Consider the following 22,561-nt stretch of genomic DNA (forward strand, 5'->3'; position numbering starts at 1 on the left):
CCGACCCGGGTCAGCCGGCGGGCAGCGCGACGTACGTCGTCTCGAGGTACTCCTCGATGCCCTCGAAGCCGCCCTCGCGCCCGAAGCCGCTGGCCTTGACGCCGCCGAACGGCGCCGCCGGGTTGGAGATCAGCCCGGAGTTGATGCCGACCATGCCGTACTCCAGCGACTCCACGACCCGGATGGTGCGCGCCAGGTCGCGGGTGTAGACGTACGACGCGAGTCCGTACTCGGTGTCGTTGGCCCGGCGGATCGCCTCCTCCTCGCTCTCGAACGTCGTGATCGGCGCGACTGGGCCGAAGATCTCCTGCACGTTGATCTCCGAGTCGGCGGGCACGTCGAGCAGCACGGTCGGCGAGTAGAAGTAGCCGGCACCGTCGGGCGCCGAGCCCCCGACGACGACCTTCGCGCCGTCGTGCACGGCGTCGGTGACGAGCTGGCCCACGCTCTCGACGGCCTGCTCGTCGATGAGCGGGCCGACGTCGACGCCGTCGTCCTGGCCGCGGCCGACGGTCAGCGCGCCCATCCGCTTGCCGAGCTTCTCGCCGAACTCCTGGGCGACCGAGGAGTGCACCAGGAACCGGTTGGCGGCGGTGCACGCCTCCCCCATGTTGCGCATCTTCGCGACCATGGCGCCGTCGACCGCGGCGTCGATGTCGGCGTCGTCGAAGACGATGAACGGCGCGTTGCCGCCGAGCTCCATGCTCAGCCGCTGGAGCTGCTCGGCCGACTGCCGCACCAGCACCCGGCCCACCGCGGTCGAGCCGGTGAAGCTCACCTTGCGCAGCCGGTCGTCGGCCTGCAGGGTCTCGCTGAACTCGCGGGTGTGGCTGGTCGTCACCACGTTGAGCACCCCGGCCGGGAGCCCCGCCTCCGCCAGCAGGGCGGCCAGCGCGAGCATCGTCAGCGGCGTCTGGCTGGCGGGCTTGACCACCATCGTGCAGCCGGCCGCGACCGCCGGCCCGATCTTGCGGGTGCCCATCGCGAGCGGGAAGTTCCACGGGGTGATGAACAGGCACGGACCGACCGGCTTCTTGATGGTCAGCAGGCGGCTGCCGCCGGCCGGCGCCTGCATCCAGCGACCGTGGACGCGCACCGCCTCCTCGGCGTACCACCGGAAGAACTCGGCGCCGTAGGCGACCTCACCGCGCGACTCGGCGACGGTCTTGCCCATCTCGAGGCTCATCAGGTGCGCGAAGCGATCGGCGCGCTCGGTGATCAGCTCGAACGCCCTGCGCAGGATCTCGCCGCGCTCGCGCGGCGCGGTGCGCGCCCAGTCGGCCTGGGCGTCGACCGCCGCGTCGAGGGCCTCGACGGCGTCGCCCGGCGACCCGTTCGCCACGTCGGTGAGCACCGACCCGTCGGCGGGGTCGATCACGTCGAAGCGCTCGCCGCCCTCGGCCTCGCGCCAGGCGCCGCCGACGTAGAGGCCGCGCATGTCGGGGCCGAGCAGGTCGAGTCCGTTGATCTGGCCATCCATGCTGCCAGCGTGACACTCGATCGCCTTCGGGGAAACCACTGACACCCCCACCGCAAACGTGACACTCTTGGAGGGTCGACTCGGAGGGAGCACCTTGTGTCGGCAAGAGCCCCTTGCTGACCCCATGCAGCGAGGGGCTCACCCTTGGAATGTTCCGATCCGGCGCACCCCCTCGCGGCGGATCGACGGAGTCCCAAGGAGCGGGGCCCCGGCGTGCACACCGGGGCCTCGCGTCATTTCGGCCGCCGAATGAGGGCCCGTTGCCCCTTGTGTCGACGCGCGTGGAGGAGTTCCCTCGGATCAAGGGTTCGACAGGGGCCGCCTCAGCCAGCGCAGGGAGGTGTCGGCCATGGCCGACAAGAGCAACCGGAGAGCGTCGGGACAAGATCTGGGGGCGAGCAGCCCGGACCGGATCAGGAACGTGGTGCTGGTGGGCCCGGCCGGGTCCGGGAAGACCACGCTGGCCGAGACCCTGCTCGCCGCCTCGGGCGCGATCCCGCGCGCCGGCTCCGTGCGCGACGGCACCACCGTCTGCGACCACGAGGAGTCCGAGCACGCCCACGGCCGCACCATCTCGCTCGCGGTCGCCCCGCTGGTCCACGACGGCACGAAGGTCAACCTCGTCGACACCCCGGGGTACGCCGACTTCGTCGGCGAGCTGCGGGCCGGCCTGCGCGCGGCCGACTGCGCGCTCTTCGTGATCGCGGCCAACGAGGCCGTCGACGACGGCACCCGCTCGCTGTGGCGCGAGTGCGCGAGCGTCGGGATGCCGCGCGCCGTCGTGATCACCAAGCTCGACCAGGCGCGGGCCGACTACGAGGGGTTGCTGGCCCAGGCACAGGCCGCCTTCGGCGACCGCCTGCTGCCGCTGTTCGTGCCCGTGCGCGAGGCCGGGGAGGTGGTGGCGCTGACCGGGCTGCTCGCACCCGGCGAGGCGGCCGAGGCCACCGGGCTGCGCGGCGACCTGATCGAGGCGATCATCGAGGAGTCCGAGGACGAGACGCTGATGGACCGCTACCTCGACGGCGAGGAGATCGACGAGAAGGTGCTGGTCGGGGATCTCGAGCGGGCGGTCGCGCGCGCGACGTTCTTCCCCGTCGTCCCGGTCTGCTCGATGACGGGCGTGGGCTGCGCGGAGCTGCTCGACCTCGCCGTCCGGGGCTTCCCGTCGCCTGCCGAGCACCCCGCGCCCGACGTGTTCCTCCCCTCGGGCGCGACCGCCGACCCGATCCGCTGCGACCCCGACGGGCCGCTGGTCGCCGAGGTCGTGAAGACCACCAGCGACCCCTACGTCGGCCGGCTCAGCCTGGTGCGCGTCTTCTCCGGCACGCTGGCCGCCGACCAGTCGGTGCACGTGTCCGGCCACTTCTCGTCGTTCTTCGGCGATTCCGCGGGCCACCCCGACCACGACGAGGACGAGAAGATCGGCGCGCTCGCCCACGTCTTCGGCAGGGCCCAGGCACCGGCGGGGAACGTCGTCGCCGGCGACATCTGTGCGATCGGGCGGCTGTCGCGCGCCGAGACCGGCGACACGCTCTCGTCGGTCGACGAGCCCCGGGTGCTGCGCCCGTGGTCGATGCCCGAGCCGCTGCTGCCGGTCGCGATCGTCGCCAGCAGCAAGGCCGACGACGACAAGCTCTCCCAGGCGCTCACCCGGGTCGCCGCCGAGGACCCGTCGCTCCGCATCGAGAACAACCCCGAGACCCACCAGCTGGTGCTCTGGTGCATGGGCGAGTCGCATGCCGAGGTCACGCTCGAACGGCTGACCGAGCGGTACGGCGTCCACGTCGACCAGGAGCCGTTCGTGGTGTCGCTGCGCGAGACCTTCGCCGGCGCCGCGAAGGGCCTGGGCCGGCACGTCAAGCAGTCCGGCGGCCACGGTCAGTACGCCGTGTGCCACCTCGAGGTGGAGCCGCTGCCGGAGGGCAGCGGCTTCGAGTTCGTCGACAAGGTCGTCGGCGGCGCGGTGCCGCGGCAGTTCATCCTCTCGGTCGAGAAGGGCGTGCGGTCGCAGATGGAGAAGGGCGTGCGCCTCGGCCACCCCGTCGTCGACCTGCGGGTCACGCTCACCGACGGCAAGGCCCACAGCGTCGACTCCTCCGACATGGCCTTCCAGACCGCCGGCGCCCTCGCGCTGCGGGAGGCCGCGGCCGCCACCACCGTGACGATGCTCGAGCCCTACGACACCGTCACCGTCGTCGTACCCGACGACCTGGTCGGCCCGGTGATGAGCGACCTCTCCGCCCGCCGCGGCCGGCTGCTCGGCACCGACAAGGTCGGCGAGGACCGCACCTCCGTGCAGGCCGAGGTGCCTCAGACCGAGCTGGTCCGCTACGCCGTCGACCTGCGCTCCTCCACCCACGGCTCGGGCGTCTTCACCCGGTCCTTCGCCCACTACGAGCCGATGCCCGAGGAGGTCGCGCGCACCGTCGCCCCGCGGGAGTGAGGCCTGCCGCTCCGGGGCGGGGCCCGCTGACCCACGGTGCGCACGTCATGCGCACGGTCGTCCGCTTGCTCGTCCGCTTGCTCTGCGACGTATGGCATCCGCCGGCCGTCGGCTTGTTGCGTCAGCGTGCTTGACGAGGGTGGTCAGGGGACCCGAAGGCAACACGCCGGTTCTTCCCGGCGTGTCGTGCTCGTTTCCCCGGGCGGCCGGTGAAACGAACAGTCTCATGTGACGAACCGGACAGGGTGACGTGCCGGCCGATGGACGACCCCCCACCGCTGGATGGCCAGGGAAGTCGACGACGACACGCCGGGGATCATCGGCGTGTCGTGCTCGGTTCCCCTGACCACCCCCGGTCCGGCCCGGCGTGTCTGATCGTTTCCCCGGGCGACCGGTGAAACGAACGACTACCGCGACCGCAGGAACTGCTCCAGGATCGGCCCGGCGGTGCCGGAGCCGGAGTCGCCCTCGTCGACGTACACGGCGACGGCGAGGTCGCCCTGGGCGGCGACCATCCAGGCGCGCAGGAGCACGTTGCCGTCGCGCTCGAACTCGGCGGTGCCGGTCTTCGCGATCACCGGTCCGCCGGGCACGTCGAGCAGGCCGCGCCCGCTGCCGGAGGTGACGACGCCGCGCAGCATCGAGCGGAGCGCGGCGACCTCCTCCTTGCCGAGCGGCGCGGCCTCGTCGGGCACCGTGACCTCGACCGACTTCACCAGCCGGGGCACGACGGTCTCGCCCGCCTGGATCGAGGCCATCACGGTCGCCATCGCCATCGGGGAGGCCAGGATGCCGCCCTGGCCGATCAGGTCGGCTGCGGCCTCGGTCTCCGACTTCGGGTCGGGCACCTGGCCGAAGTACGACGGGAAGCCGAGGTCGTGGTCGATCCCGAGCCCGAGCGAGGCGGCCGCGCCGGCGAGGTCGCCGTCGGAGAGCTTGTCGGCGCTCGCGATGAAGGCGGTGTTGCAGGAGTTGGCGACCGCGGCGCTCAGCGGGATGTCCCCGAGCGCCCCGCTCGGGTAGTCGTCGTAGTTCTCGAACGGCTTGCCGTCGACGACGACCTCCGCGGTGCAGGGCACGACGGTCCGGGGCGTGAGTCCGGCCCGTAGCAGGGCCAGGCTGCTGACGGTCTTGAACGTCGAGCCCGGCGCCGCCTGACCGTACGTCGCGACGTTGTAGCCGTCGGTGCCGGGCCCGTTGGCCGCGGCGAGGATCGCCCCGTCGGAGGGGCGGACCGCGACCAGCGCACTCGCCGGGCCGACGTCCGCGAGCGCCGCCTCGGCGGCCTGCTGCGCCTGGAGGTCCATCGTCAGCTCGAGCGGCCGGCCGGGCTGCGCATCGACCCGGTAGAGCTCGCGCTCCCCGCCGTCGGAGGCCACGGCGTTCACCACGGCGCCGTCGACGCCCTGGAGCTGCTCGTCGTAGCGAGCCTGGAGCCCGGAGAGCCCGGCCTGGTCGCCGACCTGGTAGCGGTCGGGATGCTCCTTGAGCATCTCGGCGGTGACGGCGCCGACCGAGCCGAGGATCGGCAGCGCGAACTCGCGGCTCGGCCCCAGCGGGATGTCGTCGGCGATCGCGACGGCCCCCTTGATCGAGCCGTAACCCTGAGCGACCGCGGCCGGCACGTCGTCCTTGCGGATCACGATCGCCTCGACGAACGCCTTGTCGCCCGCGGCCTTCACCCGCTCGGCGTACGCCGCGGCGTCGAGGTCCAGCAGCTGTGCGAGCCGGCGCGCGGACTCGCCCGCGCGCTTGGCCGGCACCTGGGAGCGGTCGATGCCGAAGCGCGTCACCGCCCGGTCGGTGACGATCACGTCGCCCTTGTTGCCGAGGATCAGCCCCCGGTCGGCGCGGACGGTGGTGACGTCGAGGACCGTGCCCGACTGCAGCGACGGCTCCACCAGCGCGCGGTCCCAGGCGACCTGCCACTCGTCGTCGGCCCTCGTCAGCTCGACCTCGGTCGTGTAGCTCCACTCGTCGCCGCCGACCGGCCACATCCACGCGAGGGGCGCGGTCGCGGTGTCGCCGTCCTCCGACTCCTCGGCGTCGCCCGCGGAGACGGTCGGGGACAGGTCGCCCATCCCCTCGACGACCTCGTCGTACTCCGCCGCCACGCCGGCCGCGTCGAGCTCACCGGCCAGCGCGACCCCGGAGAAGTCGCCGGACCCGAACGCCGCGGCCAGCGCCCCGACCGCCTCGTCGGGGTCGGGTGCGGGGTCGTCGCCCGACCCGCTGCAGGCGACGAGGGAGCTGGCGGCGAGCACGGTGGCCGCGGCGGAGAGGAGGGAACGCACGCCCTCGGTTCTACCAGCCGCCGCCGACCCGCCTGCGGAGCCCCGGTCCGTGCCGTCACGACCAGCGCGCGCGACTCCCGCCGGCCACGATGTCGGCGACCGCCTCCTTGAACCGTGGGCAGGTCGCGATGTCGTGGGCCCGGCAGCGCAGCGCGTGCTCGGTCATCTCCCGCGAGCGCTGCATCTCGGCCATCCGCCGATCGAGATCCGCGATGTGGTCCTCGAGCACCCGGTGCCGGTCGGCGGCGCCGGCGTCGAGCATCACCCCGATCTGCTCGAGCGTCATGCCGGCGGCCTTGCTGCGCAGGATCACCGCGATCCGCACGAGATCGTCCTGGACGTAGCGCCGACGACCGGCGCCGTCGCGCACCGGCAGCAGCAGCCCGACGTCCTCCCAGTGCCGCAGCACGTGGGTCTCCAGACCGAACCTCGCGGCCATCTCGCCGATCGACCAGAGGCCCTGGTCACGCTCGCTTGACTTCATGTCAACATGAAGTCAGATCCTCGTGTACATGGCAACTTCCTCCTTCATGTACGACGCCGTCGTGATCGGCGGCGGACCCGCGGGCCTCCAGGCCACCCTCACGCTCGCCCGGGTGCACCGGCGCGTCCTGATGCTCGACTCGGGCAGCTACCGCAACGACCCGGCACGGCACATGCACAACATCGTGGCCCACGACGGCACCCCGCCGGCCGACTTCCGTGCTGCCGCGCAGCAGGACCTCGCGGCGTACGACACGGTGACGATCCGCACCGACGCGGCCACCGCGGTCGGGGTCGACGGCGAGGGATTCCGGGTCGAGATCGGTGACGACGTCGTCACCGCCCGCGGCCTGATCCTGGCGACCGGCGTACGCGACCGGCTGCCCGACAAGCCCGGCCTGGCCGAGCTCTTCGGCGACGCGGTCGCGCACTGCCCGTTCTGCCACGGCCACGAGTTCGCCGACCGACCGGTCGCCGTGCTCGGCGACGCCACCCACCTGGTGGGCCTCATGGGCCCGGTGGCCTCCTCGGTGACCATGCTCGACGAGGCCACGGTCGAGCGCCTCGAGCGCGCCGGCGACGGCGCCCGGGTCGTCTTCGCCGACGGCTCCACCGCGGAGTACGGCGGCATCTTCGTCTCGACCCGGCTCGAGCAGTCCGCGCCGTTCGCCGAGCAGCTCGGCCTCACCCTGCTGCCGTCAGGCTGCGTCGAGGTCGACGTCATGGGCCGCACCAGCCTGCCCGGCGTACACGCCGCCGGCGACCTGGCCCACGTCGCCGCCCTGCCGATGCCGATGTCGTCGGTGCTGGTCGCCGCCGCGTCCGGTCAGGTCGCCGCCGGCGCCCTGGTCGCCCACCTGATGTGAGGTCGAATCGGCAGAACTCCCGATTCAACGGTTCTTGTGGCGCGGCTTCTTCTGGCGGGCGGGAGGGCCGCCGGCGTCGCGGGAGAGCTCGATGAGCTTGCCGGAGATGCGGGTGGCGCGCAGCCGGTCCCAGGCGTCGCCGGGCAGCTGCTCGGGCAGCTCGACGAGCGAGTGGTCGCCGCGGATGTCGATGTGGCCGAAGTCCTCGCGGGACAGCCCGCCCTCGTTGGCGAGCGCGCCGACGATCTGGCGGGGCTCGACGCGGTGCCGCTTGCCGACCGCGATCCGGTACGTCGCCATCGGCACGTCGGACCGCCCCCGCGGCCGACGGGTGCGTGGGCCGCGGTCGCCACCCCGGTCCCGGTCGGCCCGGTCGCGGCCGGGCCGCTCCTCACGCGGCGGCCGCAGGTCGTCGGCGCCCGGGTCGAGCAGCAGCGGGGTCTCGCCCTGCGCCACGATCGCCAGGGCCGCCGCGACGTCGGCCTCGGGCACGTCGTACTCGCGCACGTAGTGGCCGATGATGTCGCGGAACGCCTCGATCCGGGTGCTCTGCGACAGCGCCTCGGTGATCGCGTCGTCGAAGCGGGACAGTCGCGTGGTGTTGACGTCCTCGACCGTCGGCAGCTGCATCTGCTGGAGCGGCTGGCGGGTGGCCTTCTCGATGTGCTTGAGCAGATAGCGCTCCCGCGGGGTCACGAACGAGATCGCGTCGCCGCTGCGACCCGCCCGGCCGGTGCGGCCGATCCGGTGCACGTAGGACTCGGTGTCGGTGGGGATGTCGTAGTTGACGACGTGGCTGATCCGCTCGACGTCGAGGCCGCGCGCGGCGACGTCGGTCGCGACCAGGATGTCGAGCTTGGCCGACTTGAGCTGGTTCACGGTCCGCTCACGCACCGCCTGCGGCACGTCGCCGTTGATCGCCGCGGCGGAGAAACCCCGGGCCCGCAGCTTCTCGGCGAGCATCTCGGTCTCGTTCTTGGTGCGGACGAACACGATCATGCCCTCGAAGTTCTCGACCTCGAGGATCCGGGTGAGCGCGTCGACCTTCTGCGGATAGCTCACCATCAGGTAGCGCTGGGCGATGTTCGACGCGGTCGCGGTCTTGTTCTTGACCGTGATCTCCTGCGGGTCGCGCAGGTACTTCTTGGAGATCCGCCGGATCTGCGCCGGCATCGTGGCCGAGAACAGCGCGACGTTCTTCTCCTCCGGCGTCTCGGCGAGGATCGTCTCGACGTCCTCGGCGAAGCCCATGTTGAGCATCTCGTCGGCCTCGTCGAGCACGAGGAACCGCAGCTCCGACAGGTCGAGGGTGCCCTTGTCGAGGTGGTCCATGATCCGCCCCGGCGTGCCGACCACGACGTGCACGCCCCGGCGCAGCGCGGACAGCTGGACGCCGTACCCCTGGCCGCCGTAGACCGGGAGGACGTGCACACCACGCAGGTGGGCGGCGTACCGCTCGAACGCCTCGCACACCTGCAGCGCGAGCTCGCGGGTCGGCGCGAGCACCAGTGCCTGCGGGGTCTTCTGCGCCAGGTCGAGCCGCGACAGGATCGGCAGCGCGAACGCCGCCGTCTTGCCGGTGCCGGTCTGCGCGAGGCCGACGACATCGCGACCCTCGAGGAGCGGCGGGATGGTGGCGGCCTGGATCGGCGACGGCTTCTCGTAGCCGACCTCGGCCAGCCCCTTCAGCACCGGCGCGGCGAGACCGAGGTCGGCGAACGTCACCTCGGGCTCCAGGGCGTCGTCAGTGGTGTCCTCGTTGCTCACCCGTCAACGGTAGTGGCTGGCGCGGAGCCGTCCACCTTCGTCGTCGCGGTGGGCTGGGTCACCACGCTCACTCGACCGTGACCGACTTGGCCAGGTTCCGCGGCTTGTCGATGTCGTGGCCCAGCTGCAGTGCGGCGTGGAAGGCCAGCAGCTGTAGGGGTACGACGAGCAGCAGGGGGTCGAGCTCGCGCTCGTTGCGGGGTACGTCGATGCGCGCCCAGAAGTTCGGCTGCGCCTCGATCCCGCCGAGGTCGACGCCCTCGTGGGTGACGACGACCAGCGGCCCGCGCCGGGCGGCGATCTCGTGCAGCGCGCCGACGTTGCGGTCGGTCAGCTCGTCGTCGGGCACGATCGCGACCGTCGGCACCTGCTCGCAGACCAGCGCGAGCGGGCCGTGCTTGAGCTCGGAGGTCTGGTAGGCCTCGGCGTGCCGGTAGGAGATCTCCTTGAACTTCTGCGCGCCCTCCCGGGCCACCGGGTAGCCGCGCACGCGGCCGACGAAGAACAGGCTCTCGGCCGCTGCCAGCCTGCCGGCGACCTGCCCGATCTCGTCCTCGCGGTCCAGGACCTGCTGGATCTGGGCCGGCAGCCGCTCGAGCCCGGCGATCAGCCGCCGGCCGTCGGCGATCGAGAGGTCGCGCACCCGCCCGAGCTGGAGGGCGAGCAGCGCGAACCCGAGGAACATGTTGGTCAGCGCCTTGGTCGACGCGACCGCGACCTCCGGACCCGCGTGCAGGTAGATGCCGCCGTCGCACTCCCGGGCGATCGCGCTGCCGACCACGTTGACCAGGCCGATCACCCGCCCGCCCTTGCGCCGGATCTCCTGCACCGCCAGCAGGGTGTCGATGGTCTCCCCGGACTGGCTCACCGCGACATAGAGCGTGTCGGGCTCGATCACCGGGTCGCGGTAGCGGAACTCGCTCGCCGCCTCGGCGTCCGCGGGGATCCGCGCAAGCTCCTCGACGAGCGAGGCGCCCAGCTGGCCGACGTAGTACGCCGAGCCGCAGCCGAGGATCTTCACCCGGCGGATCGCGCGGGTCTCGCGGGCGTCCATGTTGAGGCCGCCGAGGTGCGCGGTGCCGAACCGCTCGTTGAGGCGGCCACGCAGCACCCGCTCGGCGGCGGTGGGCTGCTCGCGCATCTCCTTGTGCATGAACGAGTCGTGCTCGCCGGCGTCGTACGACGCGGGGTCGATGTCGATGGTCTCGGCGGTCCGGGTCACGGGCCGCAGGTCGCCGCCGTACGTCGTGAAGCCGGTCGCCGTCACCGTCGCGATCTCGCCGTCGTCGAGGTGGGCGATGGTCGTCGTGTGCCGCACGATCGCGGCCAGGTCGGAGGCGACGTACATCTCGCGCTCGCCGACCCCGATCAGCAGCGGGCTGCCGTTGCGGGCCACGACCAGCCGGTCGCCGAAGTCGGCGTGCAGCACGGCCAGGCCGTAGGTGCCCTCGACCTGGGCGAGCGCCTCGCCCACCTTGCCCTCGAGCGTGTCGGCCCCCGACCGACTCACGAGGTGCGCGAGCACCTCGGTGTCGGTGTCGCTGACGAGCTCGACGCCCTCGTCGGTCAGGCGCTGCCGCAGGGCGGCGGCGTTGTCGATGATGCCGTTGTGCACGACGGCCACTCGGCCGCCGGCCTGGGAGTCGGTGTGCGGATGGGCATTGACGTCGTTCGCCGGGCCGTGGGTCGCCCAGCGGGTGTGCCCGATGCCCACCTTGGCGGCGCTGCGCTTGGGCATGCCGTCGGCGAGGTCCCGGACCCGGCCGGCGCGCTTGGCGACCTTGATGCCTGAGCGGCCGAGCAGGGCGACCCCGGCGGAGTCGTAGCCGCGGTGCTCGAGGCGGGTCAACCCCTCCAGCAGCAGCGGCGACGCCTGCTGGGCGCCGACGTACCCCACGATTCCGCACATGTCCCGACCTCTCTCTCGTGTCTCTGTCGTGTCTGTCGTGGTGGTTTCGAGGCTCGGGCCTGGCGGCCCTCACACCTCAACCACCGGCCCCGCTCTCCCTGGTGACGGCTTGGAGCTCGGGCCCGGCGGCCCTCACACCTCAACCACCGGCTATCCGTAGACGATCCGCCGGAGCTGCCGCTCGGACAGGGCCGGTGCGGCCACCACGCGGTCGGCCAGCTCCTCGGCGATCCGGGCGAAGATCTCCGGGTTCTTCCGTCCGTAGGTCTTCAGTTGGGCGTGCCGGCGCCGGACGTACTCCTCCACCGGCTCGGCGTGGAAGGCGACGACGTCCTCGACGACCCGGGCCGCCTCGGCCGGCGAGAGGCCGGTGCTGGCGACGATGCGGGCGACCAGATCGGAGTCGGACGACGTCGGCACCGGTCGATCTTGCGGATCGGGCCGGCCATCGCGCAAGTTCTTGCCCGCTATCGGGCAGGAAATTGCCCCAAGTTGGGCAAGCGGATGCACCCGAGGCCGCACCGCACCCGTGGCCACCGAGCGCAGCGAGCGCCGATGGAGCGGATCGCGCCCGACGCGCCGCCCCCGAGCAGCTCCAGTGGGGGACGAGGCACGAAATCGACCCCGTTCCGGTCGTTCGGGTGGGGATCAGGTACGCTGGGTGAACAGTTGGTGAACGACAAGCGAACGGAGGGCACCCGATGAGCGACCAGACCCCGACAGGTGGCCTCGTGCAGACCTGGATCGCGGTGGCCGACACCGACGGCCGCACCCGCCTCGAAGCGCACTGGGTGGACCACACGGTCGGCCCGAGCGGCGCGACCGTGCACGCCACGCACGCCGCCTGACCAGGCCTGACGCCGGGACTGACACCGGCACCCAGCGCACCGCGCGCCGCTGGCCCGCCCGGATCGATCCGGGCGGGCCGGAGGCATGTCCGGGCCGATCCACGGGTACGGCGCGACGAGCCGGGAATAAATCGGACCGCGGTCCGATTAAGGTGGTCAAAGGTTCAATCAAAACCGACCCACACCAGGAGCGCCCATGTCGTTCTTCAACCGTCAGTCCGAGCAGTTCGACGCCCCCACCGCCGCCGTCGAGGACATCTCGGGCGACTACACCATCGACCCGACCCACACGCGGATCGGCTTCAGCACCCGCCACGCGATGGTCACCACCGTCCGCGGCCAGTTCACCGACTTCGCCGGCACCGCGCACGTCGACGCCGCGAACCCGGCCAACTCGAGGGTCGCGCTCACCATCCAGACCGCAAGCATCGACACCGGTGTCGCCGACCGCGACGGCCACCTCCGCTCGGCCGACTTCTTCGACGCCGACACCAACAAGGAGATCACCTTCACCTCGACCAAGGTCGAGCGCGATGGCGACGACTGGGTCATCACCGGCGACCTCGCGATCAAGGGCGAGACCAAGTCGGTCACGATCACCTTCGAGCCCACCGGCTCGGCCCGCGACCCGTTCGGCAACCTGCGCATCGGCTTCGAGGGCGGCACCACCATCAACCGCAAGGACTGGGGCCTGACCTGGAACGCCGCGCTCGAGACCGGCGGCGTGCTGGTCTCCGAGAAGGTCAAGCTCGACTTCGACGTCTCCGCGATCCGCAACAGCCAGGACGCCTGAGCACCCGCGCCGACGCGCGCATCCGCTCGACGGCCCGCCTCCCTCGGGAGGCGGGCCGTCGTCGTATCTGTGGGCGACCCGCCGCCCCGACGGAAATTCGAAGGCGCGGCGGCCGCACGTCCGCAACACTTGCGCCATGACAGAGCTGCTAGATCTGCCCACCGGCCTCACGGCGCGGCCCCTGGTGATGACCGACTCCCGCGCGGTCTACGAGGTGATGGCCGCCCAGGAGCAACACGACACCGGCGAGATCGCGATCGAGGAGGCCGACATCGTGGGCGACTGGCAGCGCCCGTCGTACGACGTCAGCGCCGGCACCCTCGGTGTCTTCGAGGGCGACCGCCTGGTCGCCTACGCCGAGTACATGGGCGCCGACCGCGGCGACGCCGCCGTGCACCCCGACCACCGCGGCCGCGGGATCGGCACCGCGATCGCCGGCTGGATGCAGGAGCGGGCGCGGGCGACGGGCGCGTCGGTCGTGGGGATGCCGGTCCCGATGGGCTCCGCCGGCGACCGACTGCTCGAGGCGCTGGGCTACCACGTGCGCTGGAACAGCTGGGTGCTGCAGCTCCCCGAGGGTGCGACTGTCCCCCACCGCGACCTGCCCGACGGCTATGCGCTCCGCGAGGCCACGGCGGACGACTACGAGGCCTGCTGGACGGTGCTCGAGGACGCGTTCCTCGAGTGGTCGGTGCGCGACCGGGAGCCCTTCGACGACTTCGTCGCGCGCACGGTCAAGCGGCCCGGCTTCGAGTCCTGGAACCTGCGCCTGGTCACCGACGCGTCCGGCACGGTCGTCGGCGTGACCGTGGTCTACCCGTTCGGCACCGAGGGGTACGTCGACCGGATCGCCACCCGGAAGGACCAGCGGGGCCGCGGGATCGCCCAGGCGATGCTCGTCGACGCGTTCGCGGTCGCCCGCGAGCACGGCGCCCTCACGTCCGGGCTGAACACCGACTCGCGCACCGGCGCGCTCGGCCTCTACGAGAAGGTCGGCATGCAGGTGACCCAGAACTGGGTCAACCGCGCGATCGATCTCTGACAGCCGGCCGCACCGGGTGGCGGCCGGACCATCGGACTAGAACGCGTTCCACTTCTCTGGTTCAGTGTGCGCATGCCGCGCATCCGGTTCGCCACCCGCTACGACTTCCGCGCCCCGGGCGCCGACCCCGAGACCCGTCAGGAGCTCTTCGCCCGGGCGGTCGAGCAGGCGGCGTACCTCGACCAGCACGGCACGGACGCGCTGATGGTCTCCGAGCACCACGCGGCCGACGACGGCTACCTGCCCAGCCCACTGCTGGTGGCCTCCGCGTTCGCGGCGGTCACCAGCCGGGTGCCGATCACGGTGTCGGCGCTGCTGGTCAACCTCTACGAGCCGGTGCGGCTGGCCGAGGACATCGCGGTCCTCGACCACCTGAGCAGGGGCCGGGTCGCCTACACCTTCGGGCTCGGCTACCGCCCGGTGGAGTACGACCTCTACGACCGGTCCTGGGCGACCCGCGGCGCCGAGATCGAGGCGCGCATCTCGGCGGTGCTCGACGCCTGGTCGTCGGGAGCGACCACGCCCGCGCCGTACTCCCGGCCGCACCCGTTCCTCTTCTACGGCGGCGGCACCCCGGCCGCCGCCCGCCGCGCCGCGCGACTCGGCCTGAACTTCCAGCCGCAGCACGGCAGCGCGGAGCTCAAGGAGATCTACGACGCGACCTGCCGGGCGGCCGGCCGCGAGCCGGGCTTCGTGCTGCAGGCGCCCGACGGCGGCCCGGCCAATGTCTTCTGCGCCGAGCGGCCCGACGAGTTCTGGGAGCGCTACGGCCACCACCTGCTCGCCGACGCCGTCGCCTACCAGGCTTGGCACGGCGAGGCCGGGTCGTACGTCGTCGACCACTCGCGCACCGTCGAGGAGATGCGCGCGGCCGGCGTGTACGTCGTGCTCACCGCCGACGAGCTCGTCGACCGGTGCCGCTCGGGCGAGATCGGGCTGGTCACCAGCCACCCCGCCTGCGGCGGCCTGCCCGCCGAGCCGTCGTGGGAGAGCCTGCGGCTGATCTTCGAGACCGTGCTCCCGGCGGTGCGGGGGTAGGTGCGCCGTGCTCAGCGGAAGGCCGCCAGGCCGGTGAGCGCCTGGCCGACCACCAGCGTGTGCATCTCGACGGTGCCCTCGTAGGTGAGCACCGACTCGAGGTTGTTCATGTGCCGGATCACGGGGTACTCCAGCGAGATGCCGTTGGCGCCCAGCACCGTGCGCGCCGTCCGGCAGATCTCGATCGCCTCGCGCACGTTGTTGAGCTTGCCGAGGCTGACCTGCTCGGGACGCAGCCGGCCGGCGTCCTTGCGCCGGCCGAGGTGCAGGGCGAGCAGCACGCCCTTGGCGTACTCCAGCGCCATGTCGGCGAGCTTCTGCTGGGTCAGCTGGAAGCCGGCGATCGGGCGGTCGAACTGGACCCGGTCCAGGCTGTAGGACAACGCCGCCTCGAAGGACGAGCGCGCCGCACCCATGGCTCCCCACACGATGCCGTAGCGGGCCTCGTTGAGACAGCTCAGCGGCCCGCGCAGGCCCTCGGCCTCGGGCAGCCGGGCGGAGGCCGGCAGGCGCACCCCGTCGAGTACCAGCTCGCTGGTGACCGAGGCGCGCAGCGACTGCTTGTGCCTGATCTCGGGCGCGGAGAAGCCGGGGGTGTCGGTGGGCACCACGAAGCCGCGCACGCCCTCGTCGGTGCGCGCCCACACGATGGCGACGTCGGCGACGCTGCCGTTGGTGATCCACATCTTGCGGCCGTCGAGCACCCAGTCGGCACCGTCGCGGCGGGCGCGGGTGCGCATGCTGCCGGGGTCGGAGCCCGCGTCGGGCTCGGTCAGGCCGAAGCACCCGAGCGCGCGGCCCGCGGCCATCCGCGGCAGCCACTCCTGCTTCTGCTCCTCCGAGCCCCACCGGTGGATCGCGAACATCGCCAGGGATCCCTGCACCGACACCAGCGACCGGATGCCGGAGTCGACCGCCTCGAGCTCGAGGCAGGCCAGGCCGTACGCCGTCGCGGACATGCCGGCGCAGCCGTAGCCCTCGAGGTGCATCCCCAGGACGCCCAGCTCGCCGAGCTCGGCGGTCAGCCCGCGGACGTCGTCGATGCGCGCCTCCTCGAACCAGCGCGCGACGTGCGGCTGGATCCGGGAGTCGCACATCTGGCGCACCGAGGCGCGGATCGCGATCTCCTCGTCGGTGAGCAGGTCGTCGATGCCCGCCGGGTCGAGCGGGTCGAAGGCCGGGAGCGGCGTCGGGGTGGTCATGCGGGAGTCTCCTTCGTGAGCCGGTCGCGGAGCTCGGCGTCGTGCTCACCGAGACTAGTGTCGTGCGTCAGAGGTTCTGGTGCGCTTCGCGCACCCATGGCACGCACTCTGCGGCGTTGCCGTCGCTTGCGAGACGAGCGGGTATGGCGGCGCTCCGGCGCCTTGCAGCGCACGCACCCTGAGCACGCCAACCGTGCAACAACCTCCAACGCACGACACTAGGCGGGACCGGCGGCTCGCGCCTCGGGCGAGGGAGAGAAGATCGGGCACCCGGATGTCCGTTCCGGCCAAGCCACGGCCGTCTCGACCTACCGGATCGGCGCACCCGAGATCGATCGTGCGATGACCAGCCGCTGGATCTCGGAGGTGCCCTCGAAGATCGTGTAGATCTTGGCGTCGCGCGCCATCCGCTCGACCGGGTACTCGCGGGTGAACCCGTTGCCGCCCAGGATCTGCATGGCCTGACCGGTCACCCTGACCGCGGTCTCGCCGGCGAACAGCTTGGACATCGAGCCCTCGGCATTCTCGAACGTCCTGCCCTGCCGCGCCATCCAGGCCGCGCGCCACACGAGCAGCCGCGAGGCCTCGATGGAGGTGGCCATGTCGGCGAGCGCGAAGGCGATGGCCTGGTTCTCGATGATCGGCTTGCCGAACTGCTCGCGGGTCTTCGCGTAGTCCAGCGCCACCTCGTACGCCGCCCGCGCGATGCCGATCGCCTGGGCGCCGACCGAGGGGCGGGTGCGCTCGAAGGTCGCCATGCTCGCGTTGCCTCCGTTGATCCCGGTTCCTGAGGAGGCGAGGGACGAGCCGTCTCGAAGGGCACGGGCCCGAGCCAGGCGGGCGTCGAGCCTCTCCTTGCCGCCGAGCAGGCAGCGGCCGGGCACGCGCACGTTGTCGAGCACGACCTCGGCCGTGTGCGAGGCACGGATGCCGTGCTTGTGGAACTTCTGGCCCTGGCCGAGCCCGTTGGTGCCCGGCGGCACCACGAACGACGCCTGGCCGCGGGTGCGCAGGTCCGGGTCGACGACCGCGGTGACGACGTGCACGTCGGCGATGCCGCCGTTCGTCGCCCACGTCTTGGTGCCGTTGAGGACCCACTCGTCGGTCGCCTCGTCGTACGTCGCCCGGGTGCGCATCGCCCCGACGTCGGAGCCGGCGTCGGGCTCGGAGGAGCAGAACGCGCCGAGCTTGAGGTCGCCCGGCGTCCCGTACATCGCCGGCACCCACTCGGCGACCTGCTCGTCGGTGCCGCTGGCGCGGACGCCGGCCGCGGCGAGCGACGTGCCGACGATGGAGAGTCCGATGCCGGCGTCACCCCAGAAGAGCTCCTCCATCGAGACCGGGAAGCCGAGTCCGGTCTCGTCGAGGGCCTGGGCGACGATGAAGTCCACCGAGTAGATCCCCGCCTTCGCGGCCTCCTCGACGACCGGCCAGGGGAACTCCTCCCGCTCGTCCCACTCGGCCGCGGCCGGGCGGATCACCTCGGCCGCGAACCCGTGCACCCAGGCGCGGAGGTCGACGTGGTCCTGGTCGAGGTCGAAGGACGGCGGGGCGGGTGTCGGCGTCGGCTCGCTCACGACTCGCAGGTTACCGACCGGTCACCGGCCTCCGCCGGGATAGTCCGTCACGTTCCGGCCGTCGAATCGCGTCTTGGACCACCGAAACGTGACGGACTATCCCGGTCGGTCAGGCGTGCACGCGCTCGCCCGGATCCAGCTCGCCCTCCACACCCGGGTCACCGGCGTCGGCGTAGTAGTCCTGCGCGCGGGTGCGGTCGACACCCTCGGCCAGCCGGATCGCCCGGAACACCACGGTCAGCACGATCGCAACCAGCAGGTTGGCCAGGAACGCGACCAGGGCGATGTAGACCTGGGTGTCCGTGCCGGGGAAGGTCACCAGCGGGCCGCCGAAGTGGTCCTGCGTGGGCGACTCCACGCCGTAGGCCAGCCAGGTGCCCCAGGCCATGCCGACCGCCCAGCCGGCGAACAGCGCCCACCGGTGCATCCAGCGGGTGTACAGGCCGATCACGATCGCCGGCAGCGTCTGCAGGATCCACACCCCGCCGAGCAGCTGCAGGTTGATCGCGAACGACTTCGACAGGGCGAGCACGAAGACCAGCGCACCGAACTTCACCACCAACGAGACCACCTTGCTCTGGGCCGCCTCCTGCGCGGGGGTGGCATGGCGGTTGATGAAGGCCCGGTAGATGTTGCGGGTCCACAGGTTGGCGGCGGCGATCGACATGATCGCCGCGGGCACCAGCGCGCCGATCACGATCGCCGCGAACGCGACCCCGGCGAACCACGGGCTGAACTGCTCCTCGAAGAGCTGCGGCACCGACTGCTGCGGGTTCTCGACCTTGACGCCCGCCGCGATCGCCACGAAGCCGAGCAGGGCGAGCAGCCCGAGCAGGAAGGAGTACGCCGGCAGCAGCGCCGCGTTGCGACGGATCACCGAGCGACTGCGTGTCGAGAGCACACCGGTCACCGAGTGCGGGTACATGAACAGCGCCAGCGCCGACCCGAGCGCCAGCGACGCGTAGGCCCAGTGCAGCGCCTCGGGCGGCATCGTCGCCTTCGGCGCGGCGTCGCCGGCCGCGATGGCATCGGCGTTCTCGCTGTTGAAGGACGTGAAGCCGTCGCTCACCGTCGAGAAGACGTGGTCCCAGCCGCCGATCTGGCTGGGGATGTAGAACACGGCCACGAGGATCACGACGTAGATGAGCGTGTCCTTGACGAACGCGATCAGCGCCGGGGCCCGCAGCCCGCTGGAGTAGGTGTAGGCCGCGAGCACGACGAAGGCGATGAAGAGCGGCAGGTCCTTCATGAACCAGTTGCCGCCACTGGCGCCGATGCCCATCACCTCGAGCACGACCTGCATGCCCACGAGCTGGAGGGCGATGTACGGCATCGTCGCGAGGATGCCGGTCAGCGCGACGACGAGCGCCAGGGGACGGCTGTCGTAGCGGCCCTGCACGAAGTCGGCGGGCGTGACGTAGCCGTGCCGGTGGCTCACCGACCACAACCGGGGCAGGAACAGGAAGATCAGGGGATAGACCACGATCGTGTAGGGCACGGCGAAGAAGCCGACCGCGCTGCCGGCGTACAGCGTCGCGGGGACGGCGATGAAGGTGTACGCCGTGTAGATGTCGCCGCCGATGAGGAACCAGGCGATGAAGGTGCCGAACCCGCGGCCGCCGAGGCCCCACTCGTCGAGGCTCGCCATCGACTGGGCCCGCCGCCAGCGCGCGGCCGCGAAGCCGATCACGGTGACGACCAGGAACAGGAAGACGAAGACGCCGAACGCGACTCCGTCGACGTCGTCGATCATCGCGGCTCGCCGCCTTCCTGCGGCTGCTGGCGGGTCGGCTCGGGCGGGAGGCCGTGGGCGCGGCGGTCCGCCCGGTCGGCCCCGCGGGCGAGGAGGTAGGCGGGGATCGTGAGCGCGACGGCGATCACGATCAGCGCGAACTGGAACCAGTAGTAGAAGGGGAACCCGAAGAGGGTCGGGTCCTCGCGGTCGTAGAGCGACACCCACAGCGGTAGCGCCACCGCCGGCGTGAGCAGGACGTAGATCAGGGCCCAGCGGCCCGCCGAGGACGGGCCGGCACGGTCGGGTACGTCGGACATGAGCACCTCCGAGCCGATTCGGCGGGGCGACCACGCTCACCGCCGTCTCGGCCGGTACCCACTCGGGCCCACGTCGAACAGCCCCCCGGACGCACCCGAGCCCGTCCCGGCAGGGCCGGGACGGGCTCGGGTAGACGATCAGCGAGCGGTGCCCGGCCTCAGGGGCGCAGCTGCTTGCCGGTGCGGTCGCCGACACAGAGCGTGCTCACCCACGCGGCGTCGGGGCCGGCGGTGTGCCAGAACTTGTAGGCCCGGGTCTTGATCCGCGGGTCCATCCCGAGGTACCAGCTGTACTCCGGGTGCTGGATCCAGAACGCGCCCACCAGCGCCTTCGCCTGGCTGTCGCAGGACTGCTGCTCCTCCCACGCCGGGGAGGCCGGCAGGTGGCGGAGGCTGCCCTGGTGGCCGTTCGGCCACCACGAGGCCGAGACCTTGTGCACGTGGCGCGGGTGCGGGCCGCCGCGGTCGGTCTTCACGCGCAGGCAGCGGAAGGAGACGTCCACCGTGGCCGCGTCGTTGACGACGAAACCCCACAGCCAGCCGCGGGAGTTCGCGGACGGCCAGTTGATGAAGAGGCGCCCCGAGCCGTGGGTGAAGTCATACCCGGGTGCGACCGCGACCTCGCCGCTCGCGCAGGTCATGCTCCAGCCGCCCGGCGTCGCGTAGGAGGCGGCCGAGCCCCACTCGGTGCCGAAGTAGCTGTGCTCCGTGGCCGAGTTGCCGTAGCCCATCCGCGCCTGGTTGGACGACATCCGCAGCCCGTTGGCGGTCCAGTCGACGGTCTTCTTCACCGGGTTGGAGACCCGCACGCGGTGCCGGTGGCCGTACTGCTTCTGGGTACGGCCGCCGAGGCAGGTGACGAAGAGCTTCACCTGCGCCCGTCCGTCGGCCCGGTTCTCCATCTGGAAGCGCCAGGTCCGGCTGTCCAGGGAGTACGACGAGGAGAACACCACGTCGCGCTCGTCGCCGTACTCGATCCCGGCGGAGGGGTTGACGTCGTCGACCGCGTCGATCTTCCACATGCCGTCGACGACGTGGTCGCCGGGGTTGCAGCGAAGGTCGACGCGCGCGGTGTTGTCGGGGTACTCGCCCTCGAGGGTGACGAACTGCTCCACCTTGTACATGGTCAGTTCGTGCGGCCGGTTGCCGGACGCCTGCGCCGGGCCGGCCAGCGAGACGACCGCCGCCAGCGGGGCGGCCAGTGCGGCAGCGGCGGCGCCGACGAGGAAGGTGCGGGACCGGGTCCGAGCCGTCATGACGACGATCTCCTTGGGCTGTGCGGGAACAGGGGCGTGAGCACTGGTGCACCCGAGAACGCTCTCCGGTCCCCCCGGTCCGGCCCGCCCAGGCTAGGTGGGTGCCGCGGCGACGGCGAAACTGGTCTACCGCATTGGTCTACGCCAATGGTCCAGTCCCCGGCGGTGCCGGAGCGCGACGAACAGCACCACCATCAGCCCGAGCAGCACGAACGGGACGTGCGTCAGCACCGTCAGCGCCAGGAGTGCCGCGAGGACCACGAACAGCGGTCCGGGGACGCCGCCGCGGCAGGCGACACCGCGGGACCAGTACCCGGGCGCGTACGCCGGCGACCGGCGTCGCGCCGTACGCCGGTCGGGGTTGCGATGAGCGGGGTCCGGAAGGTCGGCGAAGACCGGCTCGAGCTCGCTGCGGGTGCGCGCTGCCCAGATCCGGTCCAGCCGCTCGGCGTGCTCGTCGACGGTGAGCCGGCCCTGGGCGTAGTGCTCGCCCAGGGCCGCGGCCGCCTGCTCTCGCTCCGCGTCGCCGATCCGCAGGTAGCCGTCGTTCATCGCGGTTCGCCGTCCTCGGGGTCGGTGTCGCCGTCCTCGGCCTCGCCCTCGGGCTCGCCGTCGGCCAGCAGCCCGTAGAGCCGCCGGCGGGCGTCGGCGAGGATCTCGGCCGCGGCGCGGCGCTGCCCGTCGCTCCCGGTCGTGACGACCTGCCACACGGCACCCATCACCTGGCCGATCTCCGGGCGCAGGTCGGCGAAGGCGTCACCATCGCCGGCGTCGTCACCGGCGGTCCGCTCGAACGGCGCCCACACCGCGGCGAGCTCGTCGGCATGCTCGGCGACGTACGCCTCGCCCTCGGCGGTCAGCCGCAGGCTGCGCCGGGCGCGGGAGTCGTCGGTCTCGAGCAGGCCCTCGTCCTCGAGCTGCTGGATGGTCGGGTAGACCGAGCCGGGGCTCGGTCGCCAGCCATCGTTGCTGCGCTCGGCGATCTGCTGGATCACTTGGTAGCCGTTGACGGTCTCGTCACTCTGCTGCGCGGCGCGCACCACATCGAGGATCGCGGACCGCACGTCGCCGCGGCGCACCCGCGGCCCGCGCTGGCGGTCGCCCTGGGCGAGCCCGAAGAGGCCGGCCACCCACGGCGGCGGGCCGGGGTGTCCGGGTCGGCCGAACCCGCCGGGGCCGAAGCCGCCCCACGCGCCGGGTCCGCCCCAGCCACCCCGTCGTCCGCCGCCGTGCTGGCGGCACTCGCTCTCGGCGTACTGCGCCCACTGTCGGTTGAATCCCTTGTGTCCCATGTCAGGACTCCTTGTCTGTCTTCGTTGTCTGGGTATCGCGGGGCGACAGTTTCGAGAACTGTCGTCAACCTGTCGCGATATATCGTGAGCGTACGCCGGCTGGGGTGGTGACACAAGCGGGTTTCGGCGGTCAGCAGCCATACCCCGCACGACACGCCGCGGCATCTCGGCGTGTCGTGCGGGTTCCGGCGGTCAGCAGCCGAAACCCCGCGGCCC

Annotated in this window: 19 protein-coding genes; 6 read left to right on the forward strand and 13 right to left on the reverse strand. The window is 72.0% G+C overall.

Annotation, left to right across the window (positions count from 1 at the left end; all coding sequences use genetic code 11):
* Positions 1 to 10: 10 nt before the first annotated feature.
* The gene (locus KM427_RS24750; RefSeq protein WP_215525694.1) at positions 11 to 1,480 is read right to left on the reverse strand and encodes an NAD-dependent succinate-semialdehyde dehydrogenase; all 1,470 of its coding nucleotides are present in this window, start codon (positions 1,478 to 1,480) and stop codon (positions 11 to 13) included.
* A 349-nt stretch (positions 1,481 to 1,829) separates the two neighbouring features.
* On the opposite strand from KM427_RS24750, the gene KM427_RS24755 reads away from it, so the two are divergent.
* Positions 1,830 to 3,926: an elongation factor G-like protein EF-G2 gene (locus KM427_RS24755; RefSeq protein ID WP_215525695.1), complete on the forward strand. Its 2,097-nt coding sequence runs from the start codon at positions 1,830 to 1,832 to the stop codon at positions 3,924 to 3,926.
* Positions 3,927 to 4,333: 407 nt separating this feature from the next.
* On the opposite strand, the gene KM427_RS24760 is transcribed toward KM427_RS24755, so the two are convergent.
* Together KM427_RS24760 and KM427_RS24765 are read right to left on the reverse strand one after the other, a co-directional pair.
* On the reverse strand, positions 4,334 to 6,220 hold the full coding sequence (locus KM427_RS24760; protein ID WP_215525696.1) for a penicillin-binding transpeptidase domain-containing protein: 1,887 nt from the start codon (positions 6,218 to 6,220) through the stop codon (positions 4,334 to 4,336).
* Positions 6,221 to 6,275: 55 nt separating this feature from the next.
* Positions 6,276 to 6,704: a MerR family transcriptional regulator gene (locus KM427_RS24765; protein WP_215525697.1), complete on the reverse strand. Its 429-nt coding sequence runs from the start codon at positions 6,702 to 6,704 to the stop codon at positions 6,276 to 6,278.
* 28 nt (positions 6,705 to 6,732) lie between these two features.
* On the opposite strand from KM427_RS24765, the gene KM427_RS24770 reads away from it, so the two are divergent.
* Complete coding sequence (locus KM427_RS24770; protein WP_215525698.1) at positions 6,733 to 7,569, forward strand: NAD(P)/FAD-dependent oxidoreductase; 837 nt, start codon at positions 6,733 to 6,735, stop codon at positions 7,567 to 7,569.
* A gap of 24 nt (positions 7,570 to 7,593) precedes the next feature.
* On the opposite strand, the gene KM427_RS24775 is transcribed toward KM427_RS24770, so the two are convergent.
* From KM427_RS24775 to KM427_RS24785, 3 genes are all read right to left on the reverse strand, one after another.
* Positions 7,594 to 9,336, reverse strand: coding sequence for a DEAD/DEAH box helicase (locus KM427_RS24775; RefSeq protein ID WP_252274875.1), 1,743 nt, complete (start codon positions 9,334 to 9,336; stop codon positions 7,594 to 7,596).
* 67 nt (positions 9,337 to 9,403) lie between these two features.
* The gene (gene glmS / locus KM427_RS24780; protein WP_215525699.1) at positions 9,404 to 11,245 is read right to left on the reverse strand and encodes a glutamine--fructose-6-phosphate transaminase (isomerizing); all 1,842 of its coding nucleotides are present in this window, start codon (positions 11,243 to 11,245) and stop codon (positions 9,404 to 9,406) included.
* 150 nt (positions 11,246 to 11,395) lie between these two features.
* Positions 11,396 to 11,665, reverse strand: a complete 270-nt coding sequence (locus KM427_RS24785) for a hypothetical protein (RefSeq protein ID WP_183595654.1) — start codon at positions 11,663 to 11,665, stop codon at positions 11,396 to 11,398.
* Between the two features lie 281 nt (positions 11,666 to 11,946).
* Between KM427_RS24785 and KM427_RS24790 the strand changes: the two genes are divergently transcribed.
* From KM427_RS24790 to KM427_RS24805, 4 genes are all read left to right on the forward strand, one after another.
* Positions 11,947 to 12,093 (forward strand): hypothetical protein, encoded by a 147-nt coding sequence (locus tag KM427_RS24790; protein ID WP_183595653.1) that lies wholly within the window; start codon positions 11,947 to 11,949, stop codon positions 12,091 to 12,093.
* A 196-nt stretch (positions 12,094 to 12,289) separates the two neighbouring features.
* Positions 12,290 to 12,886: a YceI family protein gene (locus KM427_RS24795; RefSeq protein ID WP_183595652.1), complete on the forward strand. Its 597-nt coding sequence runs from the start codon at positions 12,290 to 12,292 to the stop codon at positions 12,884 to 12,886.
* A gap of 136 nt (positions 12,887 to 13,022) precedes the next feature.
* A complete protein-coding gene (locus KM427_RS24800) occupies positions 13,023 to 13,928 on the forward strand; it encodes a GNAT family N-acetyltransferase (RefSeq protein WP_183595651.1) in 906 nt (301 codons plus the stop codon).
* Positions 13,929 to 14,000: 72 nt separating this feature from the next.
* On the forward strand, positions 14,001 to 14,966 hold the full coding sequence (locus KM427_RS24805) for an LLM class flavin-dependent oxidoreductase (RefSeq protein WP_183595650.1): 966 nt from the start codon (positions 14,001 to 14,003) through the stop codon (positions 14,964 to 14,966).
* A gap of 11 nt (positions 14,967 to 14,977) precedes the next feature.
* Here KM427_RS24805 and KM427_RS24810 read toward each other — a convergent pair whose 3' ends face one another.
* The 7 genes from KM427_RS24810 to KM427_RS24840 form a co-directional block, all read right to left on the reverse strand.
* The gene (locus KM427_RS24810; protein WP_215525700.1) at positions 14,978 to 16,168 is read right to left on the reverse strand and encodes an acyl-CoA dehydrogenase family protein; all 1,191 of its coding nucleotides are present in this window, start codon (positions 16,166 to 16,168) and stop codon (positions 14,978 to 14,980) included.
* 308 nt (positions 16,169 to 16,476) lie between these two features.
* Positions 16,477 to 17,745, reverse strand: a complete 1,269-nt coding sequence (locus tag KM427_RS24815; RefSeq protein WP_215525701.1) for an acyl-CoA dehydrogenase family protein — start codon at positions 17,743 to 17,745, stop codon at positions 16,477 to 16,479.
* Between the two features lie 109 nt (positions 17,746 to 17,854).
* Complete coding sequence (mctP, locus tag KM427_RS24820; RefSeq protein WP_215525702.1) at positions 17,855 to 19,498, reverse strand: monocarboxylate uptake permease MctP; 1,644 nt, start codon at positions 19,496 to 19,498, stop codon at positions 17,855 to 17,857.
* Positions 19,495 to 19,797: a DUF3311 domain-containing protein gene (locus KM427_RS24825; RefSeq protein ID WP_183595646.1), complete on the reverse strand. Its 303-nt coding sequence runs from the start codon at positions 19,795 to 19,797 to the stop codon at positions 19,495 to 19,497. The genes mctP and KM427_RS24825 overlap by 4 nt, the downstream gene beginning before the upstream one ends.
* 158 nt (positions 19,798 to 19,955) lie before the next feature.
* Positions 19,956 to 21,053 carry a hypothetical protein gene (locus KM427_RS24830; RefSeq protein ID WP_215525703.1) on the reverse strand — a complete coding sequence of 366 codons (1,098 nt, stop codon included), beginning with the start codon at positions 21,051 to 21,053 and terminating at the stop codon, positions 19,956 to 19,958.
* 126 nt (positions 21,054 to 21,179) lie between these two features.
* Complete coding sequence (locus tag KM427_RS24835; protein ID WP_215525704.1) at positions 21,180 to 21,605, reverse strand: DUF1707 SHOCT-like domain-containing protein; 426 nt, start codon at positions 21,603 to 21,605, stop codon at positions 21,180 to 21,182.
* On the reverse strand, positions 21,602 to 22,345 hold the full coding sequence (locus tag KM427_RS24840; RefSeq protein WP_215525705.1) for a PadR family transcriptional regulator: 744 nt from the start codon (positions 22,343 to 22,345) through the stop codon (positions 21,602 to 21,604). Before KM427_RS24840 ends, KM427_RS24835 begins: the two co-directional genes overlap by 4 nt.
* Between the last annotated feature and the right edge of the window lie 216 nt (positions 22,346 to 22,561).

The sequence above is a fragment of the Nocardioides sp. LMS-CY genome, assembly GCF_018732145.1.
Lineage (GTDB): Bacteria > Actinomycetota > Actinomycetes > Propionibacteriales > Nocardioidaceae > Nocardioides > Nocardioides soli.